General features: G+C 54.4%; 14 protein-coding genes and 1 pseudogene. 3 read left to right on the top strand and 12 right to left on the bottom strand.

Features of this window, described 5'->3' with window-relative positions; translation table 11 throughout:
* Window positions 1-161: 161 nt before the first annotated feature.
* Window positions 162-401, bottom strand: coding sequence for a hypothetical protein (locus C4S74_RS04000; protein ID WP_258042366.1), 240 nt, complete (start codon window positions 399-401; stop codon window positions 162-164).
* Between the two features lie 4 nt (window positions 402-405).
* Window positions 406-1,923, bottom strand: coding sequence for an FGGY-family carbohydrate kinase (locus C4S74_RS03995; RefSeq protein ID WP_103994038.1), 1,518 nt, complete (start codon window positions 1,921-1,923; stop codon window positions 406-408).
* A 342-nt stretch (window positions 1,924-2,265) separates the two neighbouring features.
* On the opposite strand from C4S74_RS03995, the gene C4S74_RS03990 reads away from it, so the two are divergent.
* Window positions 2,266-3,912, top strand: a complete 1,647-nt coding sequence (locus C4S74_RS03990) for a sensor domain-containing diguanylate cyclase (RefSeq protein WP_103994037.1) — start codon at window positions 2,266-2,268, stop codon at window positions 3,910-3,912.
* 56 nt (window positions 3,913-3,968) lie between these two features.
* Here the strand turns inward: C4S74_RS03990 and C4S74_RS03985 are convergent, their stop codons facing one another.
* The 3 genes from C4S74_RS03985 to C4S74_RS03975 all read right to left on the bottom strand — a co-directional run bounded on the left by C4S74_RS03985 (window position 3,969) and on the right by C4S74_RS03975 (window position 7,218).
* Entirely contained in the window at window positions 3,969-4,547 is a 579-nt protein-coding gene (locus C4S74_RS03985) for a M15 family metallopeptidase (protein WP_258042365.1), read from the bottom strand.
* Between the two features lie 38 nt (window positions 4,548-4,585).
* Window positions 4,586-6,205: a glycosyl hydrolase family 18 protein gene (locus tag C4S74_RS03980; RefSeq protein WP_103994035.1), complete on the bottom strand. Its 1,620-nt coding sequence runs from the start codon at window positions 6,203-6,205 to the stop codon at window positions 4,586-4,588.
* Window positions 6,206-6,315: 110 nt separating this feature from the next.
* Complete coding sequence (locus tag C4S74_RS03975) at window positions 6,316-7,218, bottom strand: hypothetical protein (protein WP_103994034.1); 903 nt, start codon at window positions 7,216-7,218, stop codon at window positions 6,316-6,318.
* A gap of 200 nt (window positions 7,219-7,418) precedes the next feature.
* Here C4S74_RS03975 and C4S74_RS03970 point away from each other — a divergent pair.
* Window positions 7,419-7,633: pseudogene (locus C4S74_RS03970) on the top strand (hypothetical protein).
* Between the two features lie 42 nt (window positions 7,634-7,675).
* Here C4S74_RS03970 and C4S74_RS03965 read toward each other — a convergent pair.
* Window positions 7,676-8,143 (bottom strand): hypothetical protein, encoded by a 468-nt coding sequence (locus tag C4S74_RS03965; RefSeq protein WP_258042364.1) that lies wholly within the window; start codon window positions 8,141-8,143, stop codon window positions 7,676-7,678.
* Window positions 8,144-8,407: 264 nt separating this feature from the next.
* Window positions 8,408-8,626: a hypothetical protein gene (locus tag C4S74_RS03960; protein ID WP_103994032.1), complete on the bottom strand. Its 219-nt coding sequence runs from the start codon at window positions 8,624-8,626 to the stop codon at window positions 8,408-8,410.
* A gap of 138 nt (window positions 8,627-8,764) precedes the next feature.
* Between C4S74_RS03960 and C4S74_RS03955 the strand changes: the two genes are divergently transcribed.
* On the top strand, window positions 8,765-9,505 hold the full coding sequence (locus C4S74_RS03955) for a TIGR02206 family membrane protein (RefSeq protein WP_103994031.1): 741 nt from the start codon (window positions 8,765-8,767) through the stop codon (window positions 9,503-9,505).
* A gap of 211 nt (window positions 9,506-9,716) precedes the next feature.
* Here the strand turns inward: C4S74_RS03955 and C4S74_RS03950 are convergent, their stop codons facing one another.
* The 5 genes from C4S74_RS03950 to C4S74_RS03930 all read right to left on the bottom strand — a co-directional run bounded on the left by C4S74_RS03950 (window position 9,717) and on the right by C4S74_RS03930 (window position 13,748).
* Entirely contained in the window at window positions 9,717-10,190 is a 474-nt protein-coding gene (locus C4S74_RS03950) for a hypothetical protein (protein WP_258042363.1), read from the bottom strand.
* Between the two features lie 179 nt (window positions 10,191-10,369).
* Window positions 10,370-10,882 (bottom strand): acyl-CoA thioesterase, encoded by a 513-nt coding sequence (locus tag C4S74_RS03945; protein WP_009672792.1) that lies wholly within the window; start codon window positions 10,880-10,882, stop codon window positions 10,370-10,372.
* 263 nt (window positions 10,883-11,145) lie between these two features.
* Window positions 11,146-11,832: a response regulator gene (locus C4S74_RS03940; protein ID WP_258042362.1), complete on the bottom strand. Its 687-nt coding sequence runs from the start codon at window positions 11,830-11,832 to the stop codon at window positions 11,146-11,148.
* 124 nt (window positions 11,833-11,956) lie between these two features.
* Window positions 11,957-12,637 carry a Na-translocating system protein MpsC family protein gene (locus tag C4S74_RS03935; RefSeq protein WP_103994028.1) on the bottom strand — a complete coding sequence of 227 codons (681 nt, stop codon included), beginning with the start codon at window positions 12,635-12,637 and terminating at the stop codon, window positions 11,957-11,959.
* A 223-nt stretch (window positions 12,638-12,860) separates the two neighbouring features.
* Window positions 12,861-13,748, bottom strand: coding sequence for a carbohydrate ABC transporter permease (locus tag C4S74_RS03930; RefSeq protein WP_258042361.1), 888 nt, complete (start codon window positions 13,746-13,748; stop codon window positions 12,861-12,863).

The raw sequence follows: 13,748 nt of genomic DNA, 5'->3' as shown, positions 1-13,748 counted from the left end.
GACGCTAGGCGTGCTGACGCTAGGCGTGCTGACGCTAGGCGTGCTGACGCTAGGCGTGCTGACGCTAGGCGTGCTGACGCTAGGCGTGCTGACGCAAATAAGCCGGATCGTGAACTTCACGATCCGGCTTATTTGGCGTCATTACGGGCAGACGGGGTCCGTTATCCCTTCAAGCCCGGGAAACGCTTTTCCGCAGCCGCGACTATGTCCGCATACCCGTCCCTTAGCTCGAGTATCGTCAGCAGCTCGGGAGCGGCGGCGATTTCTTCCGTGGTATGGCCGGCCAGCACGCTGTTCAACCCGTCCAGATTAAATTTCAGTTCTTGATGAGACTGGTTCAATTTTTCCAGAACTACCCCGATAAGCGTCTGATAGTGCTCCATTTCATTTTTATCTCCCATCTCGTTAAACTTCCGGCGCAGCCTGCCGGAAAACCGGGGCAAGCGCGGGATACAACTTCAAATAGCGGGCATATTTGGATTCGTAATGCGCTTTATGTGCCGCATTAGGACTAAACGTTTCGCTGTTCCGTTTACTCTTGAATTGCTCGCAAAGCCGTTTATAGCTGCTTTCCCAGCCCATGCCGGGAAATCCGAGCAGCGCCGCGCCCAGGCAGGGCAAAAACTGCGATTCGGAGGGAACGGATACTTCCGTCCCGAAAACATCGGCCAGAATCCCGCACCACTGGCGGCTTCTCGCTCCCCCTCCGATGAGAGTCAAAGAAGCGGCCCGTCCAGGCTCTGCCTGCAGCTCCATGACCTGCTTCATCGCGAATGCGACGCCTTCAAGCACGGCAGCCGCCATATCGGCTTTCGTCGCGGAAGGACGCAGGCCGATGAAGCAGCCCGACGCCTCCTCATCCTGAACGGGGCACCTCTCCCCGTTCAGATAAGGCAGGAACAAGATCATGTTCCTGCTCCGGTCGGATGCTTCCACGAGGCGTTCGACCGCCTCGTACCTCTCCTGTCCGTCCATATCGGCCTCTTCGGGCCCGAACACCTCGGCGGCCCAATGGTGCGCATTGCCTGCGTTCGTCAGCGGAGCGACCTGGATGTAACGGCCGGGCTCCGCGTAAGCAAGGTTAAACAGACCCGCAGCAGGGTCAGCCACCCCGCCGGATACGCCGGCTATCCATCCGGTCGTTCCGATGTAGGCATACACCTCGCCGGGCTCGTAGACTCCGGCGCCGAGCGTTGCGGCTCCCGCGTCGCCGATGCCGCACAGAACGGGCGTCCCCTCCGCCAGGCCCGTAAGGCGGCTTCCTTCCGCATGCACCCGTCCGGCCGTCTCTCCCGAAGGGAGTATGTCCGGCAGCTTGCCGGCGGGAAGCCCCATCCGCACGAGCCAGTCTTCTCGCCATACCCTCCGCCGGATATCCATGCACCCGGCGGTAGCCGCCGAGGTAGGGTCCGTCACGAAAGCTCCGGTCAGCCGCGCGATGACGTAATCCTTCGAAGAAATCAGATAGCGGCTGGTGCGCGCGCTTGTGTCCGGTTCGTGCGTTTTCAGCCAGAGCAGTTTGGGAAACGTTAAAGTTCCGTCCATCCCGTTGGCGGTACAGCGTACAATCTCTTCTTCCCCGATTTCCCGGCAGATAAGCCGGGCTTCGGCTCCCGCACGGGTGTCCGAGTAAAGAATGGCGGGCCGGACCGCGCGCCCCTGCCCGTCCACGGGGATACAGTCCTGCATCTGTCCGCTGAGCGCGACGAGACCGATTTGTCCGGCGTCGATCCCGCTTCCAAGCCACCCGCTCACAATGACGCCTACCGCTTTAAACCACTGTTCGGGCTCCTGCTCGATAAAAGGCGGCTCCTGACGGCAGGTCAGCGGAACGTTCCGTTCGTGAAAAAGCTCCCCGTCCTTGCTGACGAGAATTCCTTTTACATGGGTCGTACCGATATCAAAGGAGGCTATGTATGTCATTATTCTCGTTCTCCCGGCTCCTGAAATCTTTTTTCACCCATTATACCAACTTCCGGACTCCACCTACAAAAAAAGAAAAACAGGCACACTGCCCTTCTGTCCATTGCTCTCTTCTCCTTCATTTAACTAAACAATAATTATTTCGTTTATTATATATCAGATATTTTAAATTTTCGTTTATCAAAAGAAGAACCGGTAAATCGCCCGCATTTCCCCTTGTCCTTTTGTCCATAGGCCTTCTCTAAATAAGCTGTCGCTGGTTTCCGATATAAATAAAAGCGTTCCCGGTTACCGGCTTTATGCAGGGAGAACCGGATTTAGCATGTACAAGGAGACTATTGAATGTCACTCAGTTTACGAACTACGTTTGCCCTGATTTCCGCCTTGGTCATCTGTCTTCTGACGCTGGTGCTGAGTACGGTGATCGGCAAAAAAACGACCCATCAGGTCGAAGAAACGATCGGCACCTCGCTTTCCCAGGTCGCCTATCAAATGGCCGACAAGCTGGACCATTTTATGTGGTCCCGCGCCGGAGAAATAGAAGTCCTGAGCGAGCTGCTCTCAAGCCGTGAAAATGCCGGCGACGCCAAAGAGCTGCGGAATCTGCTCGAACGGCTGAAAAAAAGCTTTCCCTCCTACACATGGGTCGCTTTTATCGACCCCGAAGGAAAAGTGACGGCCTCGACGGACGGCATCCTGACCGGAACTAATATCGCGTCCAGACCCGTCTTCACCGAAGGAAGGAAAGGGCGGTTCATCGGCGACGTTCACGAAGCTGTTCTGCTCGCCAAACTTCTGCCCAATCCTTCGGGCGAACCGCTTCAGTTCGTCGATATCAGCACGCCGGTCTACAACAAGCAGGGCCAGCTTACCGGAGTCCTCGCCGCTCATCTAAGCTGGGAGTGGTCCCGCGAAGTCGAAGCTGCGCTTCTTCAGCCGCTTAAAGAGAAAATGAATCAGCTTGAAGTACTCATTGTGAGCAAGAAAGAAAATACGGTTCTTCTCGGACCCAAAGAATCCCTCTTTCGTCCGCTGGAAACGCAAAGCCTGCGCCGGGCTCAGGCAGGAAGCAACGGCTGGCTGACGGAGACGTACCCGAACGGGCAGACCTATTTGAGCGGATATGCGTACGGAGACGGATATCTGGATTACCCCGGGCTGGGCTGGTCCGTTCTGGTGAGGGAACCTGCCGACGTCGCTTTCAGCTCCGTTCGCGAGCTGAAAACATACATAACCGCAGCCGGAATTATCCTGTCCATCGTCTTCGCTGTACTTGCCGCATTTCTTGCCGGCTGGGTCGTCCGCCCGTTGCAAAGAATTACCCGCTCTGCGGACCTGCTCCGGAAAGGCGAGCCTGCCGTTTTCCCGGCTTTCACGTTTATCCGGGAGATCCGCATCTTGTCGGATTCCCTGCGCAATCTCGTCGACAACTTGACGAAAACGGAGCATGCACTGGATCATATGTCCGATCTTGCCCTTCACGACAAGCTGACGGGACTCCCGAACCGTATCGCTCTGGACGCTTACCTGGAACAGGCGATGAGTCAGGCGAAAGAGAACGGGACGACGCTGACGTTTCTTTATCTGGATCTTGACGGATTCAAAAAAGTAAACGATTCGCTCGGCCATCTGTTCGGGGATAAACTTCTCCAGCAGACCGCTCTGCGGCTCACACAGGGCTTGAGTCCGGACAGCATCCTTTCACGGGTGGGCGGAGACGAATTTGTCATCGTCCTGCCGACGGGCGCCTCCGCTCCCGATCCCGCCGCCATCCGTCTGGCCGGAAGCATTCTGGAGAAAATGAACGAGCCGTTTCTCGTGGACGATCAAGCGTTAAGAATCGGCTGCAGCATCGGCGCTTCGGTATGGCCGCTTCATCACGAAGATCCGATCGAAACGATGCGCCTTGCCGACCAGGCTCTGTATATGTCCAAGCGAAGCGGGAAAAATCGCGTGACGTTCAGTCCCGATTCCCGGGAGAACATGTAATTGCATACAAAAGGCGGTTTCCCGGGGAATGTCCCGTGAAACCGCCTTTTTATCCGTTAAGGACCCGAACGGGCCGTTTTCGTGCCGCGTTGAAGCTCGGCGATGCTTAAACCGTAACTGAGCTGCAGATGGGGATAGTCGGGGAAACTGGTCCAGTCCCCTCCCCATTCGAAGCCGAGCTCCTTGGCAATCGCAACGACCTGCGTCCAGTCTTTGCGGCCGTCGCCGTTCGTGTCGGCGTTCATGTCCCAGATGATTTTGCCGGATTTCGTTTTGAGGGCAAAATCGATCGCCAGGCCGTAGTTGTGATAAGACTCCCCACCCTTGGCGTGCGTCACAATCTTTCCTTCGCTTGTCCGTCCCTGGCCGTACAGCTTGTCCTGTTCTTCCATGCTGCGGAAATCGTCCGTAATGACGATTCTGATGCCGATAGCGGCCGTTTTGGCCAGCAGCTCATCCATTTTCCGAGCGACCCCCGGGTCCAGTCCGGTCAGCAGCCGCGCGCTGTCCAGCCCGAGCTCCTCCAGATTTTTCTCGTCCGTTTTCGTCATCACGAGCTGAAAAAGCATGAAGGCGGACACTACAGCGGCCAATACGGCGAAGGCGGCTCTGAATAGCCTTCCTTTAGCAGTCATTCCCGGCTTCTGTCTCCGCTTCAAAGCTCCCGCACTTCTCACTTCACTGCGTCGATCCGCTGCCAGTCGCTATCCGTGAACTGCCCCATATACCACAGGGAAACACCTTTTAAGCCGTAATACCGCGCCAGCCAGATTTTGCGGTCCACGCTGTCGGAATCCTCGTAAAATAATTCGTGCTTGCCTCCATCGGTATAGCGGATGTGCCCGAGCAGATAAGGAACGGATAAGGTCGACTGCACACCGGGTTTCTTCAGACGCTCTTCCACCGCCGAACTCGCCGGCGAAGCGTAAGAGGTCGTTCCGCCCTGATCGATAAACTGGTCCGTTTTCTTGCTGATGCCGAGAACAAGTTTCTCCGCCGGCACACCGGCTTTAATCGTATCTCTCACGGCTTCGGCAGCGAGCGGAAGCGGTGCGGACGGGAGCCGGTCCGGTTTGTACAGAAACCCGTACGCCATGAGAATGACCGTGTCCGCCGTTTTCCCGATGGACGGAAGATCATAGCCTTCGAAATAGTAGGTCGGAGGCACCGCTACGGTAAGCGTCTTGCCTTTCGCCGCTTCCTTGACTTCGCTTAAGAAGGCGGAAAATTCCGCTTTCTTGTCCGCTCCGTACAAATCTTCGAAGTCTATGCAGACGCCGGTGAAACCGTATTTCGGATCGGAAAGAATTTCCGCAAGCGAAGCCGCGAACGCTTTGCGTGCTGCCGCATCGCCCAGAAACTCTTCCACGCGGTGCGATTTGTTGGCAAATACCATCAGATCTTTGGCTGTTCCGGCTGAATTTGCGGCAGCTGTCACTTCCTGCCAGCCTTCAGGCTGATTGAATTTAAACGGATCGTTCGCCGAGCCGAGCTTGGCGGAGCCGGCACCTTCATAATTCAGATGCCACCAGCCGAGGGCAACGCGGTCCAGCAGCGGCATCCTGCCCAGGCTGTTGTAGGACTGCACCGCATAAAAGCCGGTGACCTCCAGCGGCTTGTCCGCCGCTTCCTTGTGCAGCAGCCGGTTAATAACCGCCGCCGCTTCCTGGCGGCTCAGCTGCTTATCCGGCTCAAGGCCGTTCTCGCTGCCTTCCAGCATTCCGCGGTTTACCGCGTAATACACGTAAGGCTTCAGAGCCTCGTCGACTCCCGCCGCATCCTTGAACGCCCGGCTGCTCTGCTCCCGCTTCCAGCCGCTCTCCAGCCAGCTTGCACGCTCCGCTTCGCTCAGCTTGTCCAGCAGCAGGCTGCCCATCGCGTAGGCTACCTCTTCCCTGCGGATCGGGGCGGCCGGATGGAAACCTCCTCCGCTGTCAACCATCGCTTTGATCCAGCCGCGCTGGAAAGCGGCGCCGATCATCGGGTAGGACCAGCGGTCCCGGCCGACATCCGCAAGAGCCGCGGGATGAGCCGGATCGTATCCGGCTTTTGCCGCCGTGACGAGCAGCTTCATAAATTCCTCGCGGGACATGGCCGCAAGCGGATGAAATCCGCCGTCCTGGTAGCCGTCCAGCGCCTGCACGGCCGCAAGCGTATAAATATGTTCGGCGGACCAGGCACTCTCCGGCACATCTCCGAACGGTTTTAGTCTCGATTCATACGCGTTCGCCGTTGCCGAGCCCGTCAGTATACAGCCTAAAACGGCTGCCGCGGCCCATTTTCTATTCCTCATTATGTGCCCTCCCCCATGTGTTCGTTTTATTGGACGCAGAAAATGACAAAAAGTTACGGTATCTGCCCCTGAACGGACAAGAGAAAAACCATCCTCCCGGATGGCCGTTCCTAAAACACTTCACTTGTAAGACGCTGCTTTAATATCGCGGCAAGCTCTTCGACCGTATCCCAGACGAAAGGCCGGATTTTCTCGGAAGGAGATGCGGCCGCCTCGTCCCCGTCCCGTCTGGACGTCCAAATAACCGGAATATCGCGGCCGATCGCATATCCGCCCGCAAGATACACTTCCGGTCCCGGAGCGCCCAGGTCCGCGATCAGAAGCTTGCTTCCCGCGATCATGCGGAGGCTGTAATCGGCTTCCTTCTCCCTCGCGGTTTTCTCTGCCGTATGCGGCTCATACCCGCACTGCTCAAGGACGGGCAGCACTTTCTCCGTCCACTGGAGCCGGGCTTGCCCGTCTTCGGGAAGTACGACGAAGCACGGCTTGAGCCGCTTGCCGCCCAGGCTTTCTTCAGCGGTTTTCCAGCCCTGCGCCGTCAGTTTGAAGCTCGAACCCATACGTTCGAGAAGCCGCTCTTCCTTCAGCTTCTCAATGATATAGATCAGTTCCTGAAGGTTCGGCGAATAGGTCAAGTTGTAACTCTTCGGAAGCTGCTGAAGCACGACGGCTTCGTCCGGTCCTCCGCTGTGCCTGTAGAAATATTGCAGCAGCCGGGTTCCTTTATCTTCTATCGTAACCGGTACACGCGGCGAGTTCCGGATTCCTTCCAGATCGTCAATGGTAAGGCGAACCGTCTCCCCGCTGTCCGTAAGCTCCCGGATGTATGCGGATATGACGGGAAACATGAGATGCTTGGTCTGGTATGACAGAACGCTGTAAGGGTCGTAGCTGTCCCGGTGAAGTCCGTAGGAGCCATCCGGCGAGCAATAGCACCCTGTATATAAATCGTACCCGTCCTCACGGCCGATCGGCACGATTTGATCGCAGAATAAACACCGTTTTTTTTCCATCTGCCAATCCCCCCTTCTCCTTTACCTTTCGTACCGCATTGAAGATATGGGGGTGGCGGGCGGCAACTTCCAGCAATCTACCAACGCACGCAGCGGCTTTTTGCCTGTTAAAACCTGACTCGGCCCGGCATGTGTGGTAACATAGAGCGGGTAAAGATGTGTAACCGAGAACGTGCCCATAAGATCAAGGAGAGCTGCCCATGGCCCAGAACCGCCGTTTAACGACCGACCAGGATTTTAAAGAAGCAATGGACCGCCAAGCGCCGGTCCGCGTGTTTAAGAACGATCATATTGTCGATACGGGGCCGTTATTACCCGCTTCGACGATTCCACGGTTGTGGTGCAGACACGGGTCAGCGAGCTGACTTATCATGACCGCCTTCTTTGCGAATTTTTCGAAACGAGAAAAAGATAAAGGCATAAAACAAGACTGTCTCCGGGGAGACAGTCTTTATCGTTAACCTGCCGCAACCAGCATTGCGGGTTCTTGGACGGCCGGTTTCCAGGACGCTTTCTCATCCAGCACACATGCGAATGCCGGACCGCAGTTGGTCGGAATGACCCATACCGTGTGATCGTGAATGATCGAACGCGGCAGGCGGTAGCCCGACAAGCCCGCTTGAATCACGGCCGCGTAATCTTCCGGTCTGCTTACTTTCAGCTTCAGCCGGATCGTGCCGTACACCTTGAAACGGCCTCCTTCGCGGATATCCTCCACACGCGTCCACTCGACCGCATCTACGGATTCCATCCGGAACTCGGCCTTCTCTCCCTCGTCGTTGACCATCTGGACGGGGCTGAGATCGATGCTTTCCCTGTTTAACAAGAAAGCGGCCGTTTCGGCAGCCTGCGATTTACTTCCCGCAGACACGATTAAAGAAAGCGAAGCTTGGAACAAAATCACGGGTTCTTCTCTTCTCTCCATAAACAATTAATCTTCTCCTTCTGTGCATGTCAATTAGCGTTTGCCTGTCATAGATGACCTAATCTTTGAAAAACACTCTATAAGATACCTATGACGGAACCCGCTTGAATATGTGCGATTACGCGCATAAATGTGATTATAGATAGTATGGGCCGAGATGTTTGTCAAACCTTCGGCGGATATTTTCCAATTTATTGTTGAAAAATGGAAAACGGTAAGATGGAATTTTAAGCGTCCGGAACGGTCCGGTCCGTCTCTAGCAATCTATCTGTTCGGGTCCGGAAACTCCGGATTTGTCTGCGGGCTGATCTCGGGTGTAACCGTCGGCTTGATTTCCGGCGGCGCGGCAGGCGGTGTTTCGGGAACCGTCCGCGGAGCGACCTCCGGCACATCGTTCGGTTTGATTTCCGGCGGTGTCTTGGGTGTTATCTCAGGAGTCTCATCAGAAAAACCGGCCTTACTGGCTTCCTCATTGTTTCTCATAACCTAATCAACACCTCCTCTCCTCTTACTTAACCAATCCCTGTTAGTTTGAAAGAGTCTTTTTGCAAAAAGATCTTCGCCGCCCAGGTAAATATGTTAATATTATGAAAAAATTGAGTTTTTGAGGGGGCTTGCGTGATGGAGCGCTTTTTCGGCGCAAACGAAGCGGAAGAATTTACCGCTTTTTCGGGAGCTCACTGGATGGCTTTAACGGTCTGCGCGGCACTCGTTCTTGCGCTCTATTGCGCGAGGAATTGGTTCAAGCAGGGAAAACGGTCCGTGCGGGGACGAGTCGCTCTCGCCGTTACGCTGGTGCTTTGCGAAGCGGGCCTGAACGTGTGGTATGCCGCCGAGGGAATCTATGATGCCCGGTATACCCTCCCGCTTGAACTTTGCAGCATCTCCCTCTATCTCAGCGTGGTTATGCTGCTTTTCAAGAGCAAGCTCCTGTTTCAGGTCGTTTATTTCACCGGAATCGGCGGGGCTCTGATGGCGCTGGCTACGCCCGTCCTCTGGTACGCGTTCCCGCACTTCCGGTTTTTCGAATTTTTTGCCGCTCATATCGCCATTATTCTCGGCGTTCTTTATTTGATCTGGGTGGAAGACTTCCGCCCCGCTTTCAAATCCGTGTTCTTGACAATGGGCTACCTTAACGTGCTGCTTGTTGGAGTCGGGACCGTTAACCTCCTGACCGGGGGCAATTATATGTTCCTGGCCCGCAAGCCCGAAAGCACCTCCTTGCTCGACTATCTCGGCCCGTACCCGTGGTATCTCCTGTCACTGGAGGCGGCCGCTTTCGTCATTTTCCTGCTTATGTATCTTCCGTTCGCCCTTGGCTCTCTCCGGTCGAAGAATCCCCGGCTTCCTCATGCCCGGTAGCGCTGCGGCTATCAGAGGCTGGCAGATGCGCCATCGGCAGCAGACGCCTTTCCAATCCGGTCCGTTCCCGCCCAACTAAAAAACCCGCAGGGTCCGTTCGCGAAGGAACAGACCTGCGGGTCCAAAAACCGGAAGCTTCCGGTTTTATGTGTAATATTCAAGCAAAACGCGGCATATTCCACGTTCTTTGTAGTTGCCTCAGGCGGACGGCTTATGCTCCGATCGGCTGAATCTCGAGCTCCAGTTCATCGATCGCTTCGTGATAAGCCTGCAGCGACTCCCGGATAATCTCGTCGAGCATCGGCCCGCTCGTTAACGGCAGCAGCTCGCGGGCGTAAGCCCAGGCGTTTTCTTCGATGCGCAAGGCGATCCGTCTGCGCTCCAGCTCGCTGTCCGACGTCTCCAGCAGGGTCGCCAGCAGGTCCAGTTCCCCGTCCTCCGCATGGCCGATTTCGTGGGCAAGTACGATGTCGACATACGCATCCAGCCTGTCGAGCGAACCGTACAGCTGCGTGCACTGAGCTTTAATTTCTTCTATATATAAGGTAATGAGATGACGGCCCATGTTGTACTTTCCGCCGGCCATCCGTCCTCCGGGAAAATGCGACTCCAGCTCGACGCGAACCTGACTGTTCGAAACGCTCAACAGCCGCTTCACACGATCTTCAATCAACCGATTTTTCAACCGATCTTCAATCCCTTCCTCGATAATCTTCGTTGTTGTTAACAGCTATTATATCGAATTCCGGAAAGGAAATAAACTGTTTATTTACCCGATTATTCTCGGGTCGAAACAAAAAAATAAAAAAGACTCCGGTTTTTACTGCCGAAGTCTTTTTGCTTGCGCTCCCGGCCTGCCGGAGCTTATTCCCAAGGGTATTTGGTCAGCAGGAAGTCGGCAAACGTTTTGCTGGCTTCTCTTCTTACCTTACGAATTTCCGCGCGGTGTTCGGCGGTTTCGTAGAGCTTGTTCTCTTCTTCCGTTTCGGGGATGACTCTCGGAACCGGAACCGCCTTGTTGTCGTCATCCAGGCCGACAAAGGTCAGAAAAGCGGTCGCCGCGATTTTTCTTACGCCGGTCACCAGGTCTTCTGTAATAACTTTGACGAACACCTCCATGGATGTCCTGCCTGTCCAGGTGACGAAAGACTCCAGGGAAACCGAATCGGACGGACGGATCGGGTATAGAAAATCGACGGAGTCCGTCGAGGCCGTAACAGCCGTAACCCGGCAGAGCTTCGACGCCGAGATGGAGGCAATATCGTCGATATAAGACATCAGCTTACCGCCGAACATCGTATTGTGGTTGTTAACATCGGGAGGGAATACACGGGCTACTTTCATACATCTTGTTTCTTTGACAAATTTGCTTTCCATTATGCAGACGCTTCTTTCGTAGTTAGAATTTGGTAAAGGGTTCTATTCCGCGGGGATAACCCTGAATTTTGACGGACTCCTAGTGTAACAATTTCTTTTACGCTTTGTCAAAGCACCTTTTCAGTTTTTCCACCAACCTCCCTTTTCATCCTGTAATCTCCTGCAAATGAAACAAATAAAGCAAATGAAGATGTCCGGGGAGCCCCGCGGCACCTCAACACAAAAGAAGCTGATTTTCGTCTGCCGAAAACCAGCTTCTTTTTTTATTTTTTCAGTCCGTTGATATATCCGATCCATTTCGTCAGCACATCTTCGATTTCCGCGATACGGAAGGGCTTGCTGACATAATCCTGCATCCCGCTCGCGAGGCAGTTCACCCGGTCCTCTTTGCGGGCGTAAGCCGTCACGGCGACGATGACGGGACTATTGTCCGCGGGCGCCCCCTGACGGATTCTTCTCGCGGCTTCCAGGCCGTCCATGTTGGGCATCGCGATATCCATAAAGATGAGATCGTATGCCTTCCGCTCAAAAGCTTCGACCGCCTCGGCTCCATCCTCCGCGATGTCGGGTTCGAACCCGCGCTTTCTCAGAATCGTCTGCAGCAGCTTCCGGTTCATCGGGTTGTCTTCCGCGATCAGGATGGACAACTCCTCCCCGTCACCGGAATATGTCTTCGGGGGAGCCGAAGGCAGCAGCGTAAGAGCGGGATAAGACCGGCCCGGTGAATCCGAAAAGCGGAATAACAGATAGGCGCCCGTCAAATCCAGTTCCCTAGAAACGGCTAATTTTTCCGGGAGCCTGATTTTTCGTTCCAACGTATACGTATAGGCTTTCGTTTTGGGCTTCTCGGGCAGCGGTCCCGGTGAAAAAGTATCCGATTCGCCGGACGTTCTGCCGCCCTCCGCCAGATCATACGGCATATGTTTTCTCGTTCCATGTAAGTGTATCAAGAGTTCCGGATTCCTCCTTATAGCGATTTGATTCGATAAAGAGCAAGAGCCAAGAAACACGCTTTCGCGTGTTCTTGGCTCATGACCAGCGTATGTATGATATCTGGGCATTCAGTCCGTTTATTTATTTAAATGTATAGACCAGAACGCTTCTGTCTCTTTCGAAGTCCCAGTCCAGATATAACCCGGTTACGGTTCTGCCGATCGCTTGTTCCATATCGACATCATGCAGTAAGAGCTTTTTTTCGAGGGAGGTTTTGGCGACCCTCAGGGCGTTCTCGTAGCCCGTTTTAATCAGCTCTTTTTCCAGCATGATGAGCAAGCCTTCCCTGACGATAATGAGCGTTCTCGGATTCGTCCAGAACGAATAAATACGTTCGGGGATTTTTTGTACGTGTGCCGTTACATCACTCACCTGCTGGTGAACTTTCTCGTAGCCGGCATATTTCTCCTGTATATCCACATCGAGGGATTTATTCGTCAAGCCGATCATAATGCCCGAGTGATCTTCCAAATCCCAGTCATAATAGATTTCCTCAATCGCGATGCCCACGGTCTGGGTAATGAATTCCTTCAAATCCGGCAGCAGCACATCCATAACCATCTGGCGGGTTTCGCGGACAGCCTCGCCCTTCTGCTTATCCAGCAGAATCATTTCAACCGCACTTACGAAATTCCGGAAATGTAGAGTAATGCCGTATTCATTATACGAGATAAAAATGGACTCAGGTCCTTTGCCGAAACGTTCCCTGAGCATCTTTCCCGTCTGGCTTGATAATTGGCTAAGTGCAGTCTTCTTCTCCAAAAGTAACCTTCCTTTAAACCGTTGGCGTCTACGTCCAAGGATCCTAAATTTGTCTGCCCCAATAATCAATGGCGTTCATGTCCAGTGATCCACTAGAAATTATAATACAATTTGCGCGTTTTATAAAGGAATTCTTATCCTGCCCGGTTCCGGACTTTTTATGTAAAAAAAGAAAAAGCCGCCCGTAACGCACCGCGGCTTTCCCACCCGGGCAATAAAGCGCTTACCCTTTGACCGCGCCCGATTGCACGCCTTTTATAAAATAGCTCTGGAAGCCGATAAATACGGCGAGAACGGGAAGCAGGGCGATAACCGAGCCTGCCGCGATCAGCCTGGTGTTGGTGACGAACGTGCCTTTGAGCTTGTAAAGCCCCAACGTAAGCGGATATAGCCGGTCGTCCTCAATGACGAGGTACGGCCATAAAAAATTGTTCCATGAGCCGATAAAGCTAAGAATGGCAAGCGTCGCCAGCATCGGCCTTACCATCGGCATCATAATCAGCAGGAAAATCCGGACCACGCCCGCCCCGTCGATCACGGCCGATTCTTCGATTTCTTTGGGGATGCCGAGAAACCCCTGCCTCATCAGAAAAATGCCGAAAGCCGATACGGCGGCGGGCAGAATGACGCCCGTATACGAACCGAGAAGATGCAGCTTGTTCAGGATCAGATAGACGGGAATCATGGTCACCTCGCCCGGAATCATCATCGTCGCGATAATGACCAGGAATACGGCTTCCTTCCCTCTGAATGTCATCCTTGCCAGAGGAAAAGCCGCCATGGAGCAAAATACGACCGGAAGCAGCACCCCGAAGAAGGCGAGCACGGTGCTGTTCCATACGTACAAGGGCAGCGGCAGGGAATTCCACACCGTCGCATAGTTTTCGAGCGTAAACAGCTCGGGTATAAAACGGGGCGGCATCGAGTACAGGGCCTCATTTTGCCCTTTCAGAGAGGTGGACAGCGTCCACAAAAAGGGAGCAATCATAACGGCCGCAATCAGAGTCAGGCACACGTAAGAAAACAGGTGCCGGACTGCCGGTCGTCTCTTCCGCCCTATCCGCCGGTACGGTGCCGGAGGTGCGGCTTGCGGTTCTATCCTCATCGCCAT

The organism is Paenibacillus sp. UNC499MF, assembly GCF_900107975.1.
In the GTDB taxonomy this organism is placed as follows: domain Bacteria; phylum Bacillota; class Bacilli; order Paenibacillales; family NBRC-103111; genus Paenibacillus_F.
This window is presented reverse-complemented; position numbering and strand designations above follow the sequence as displayed.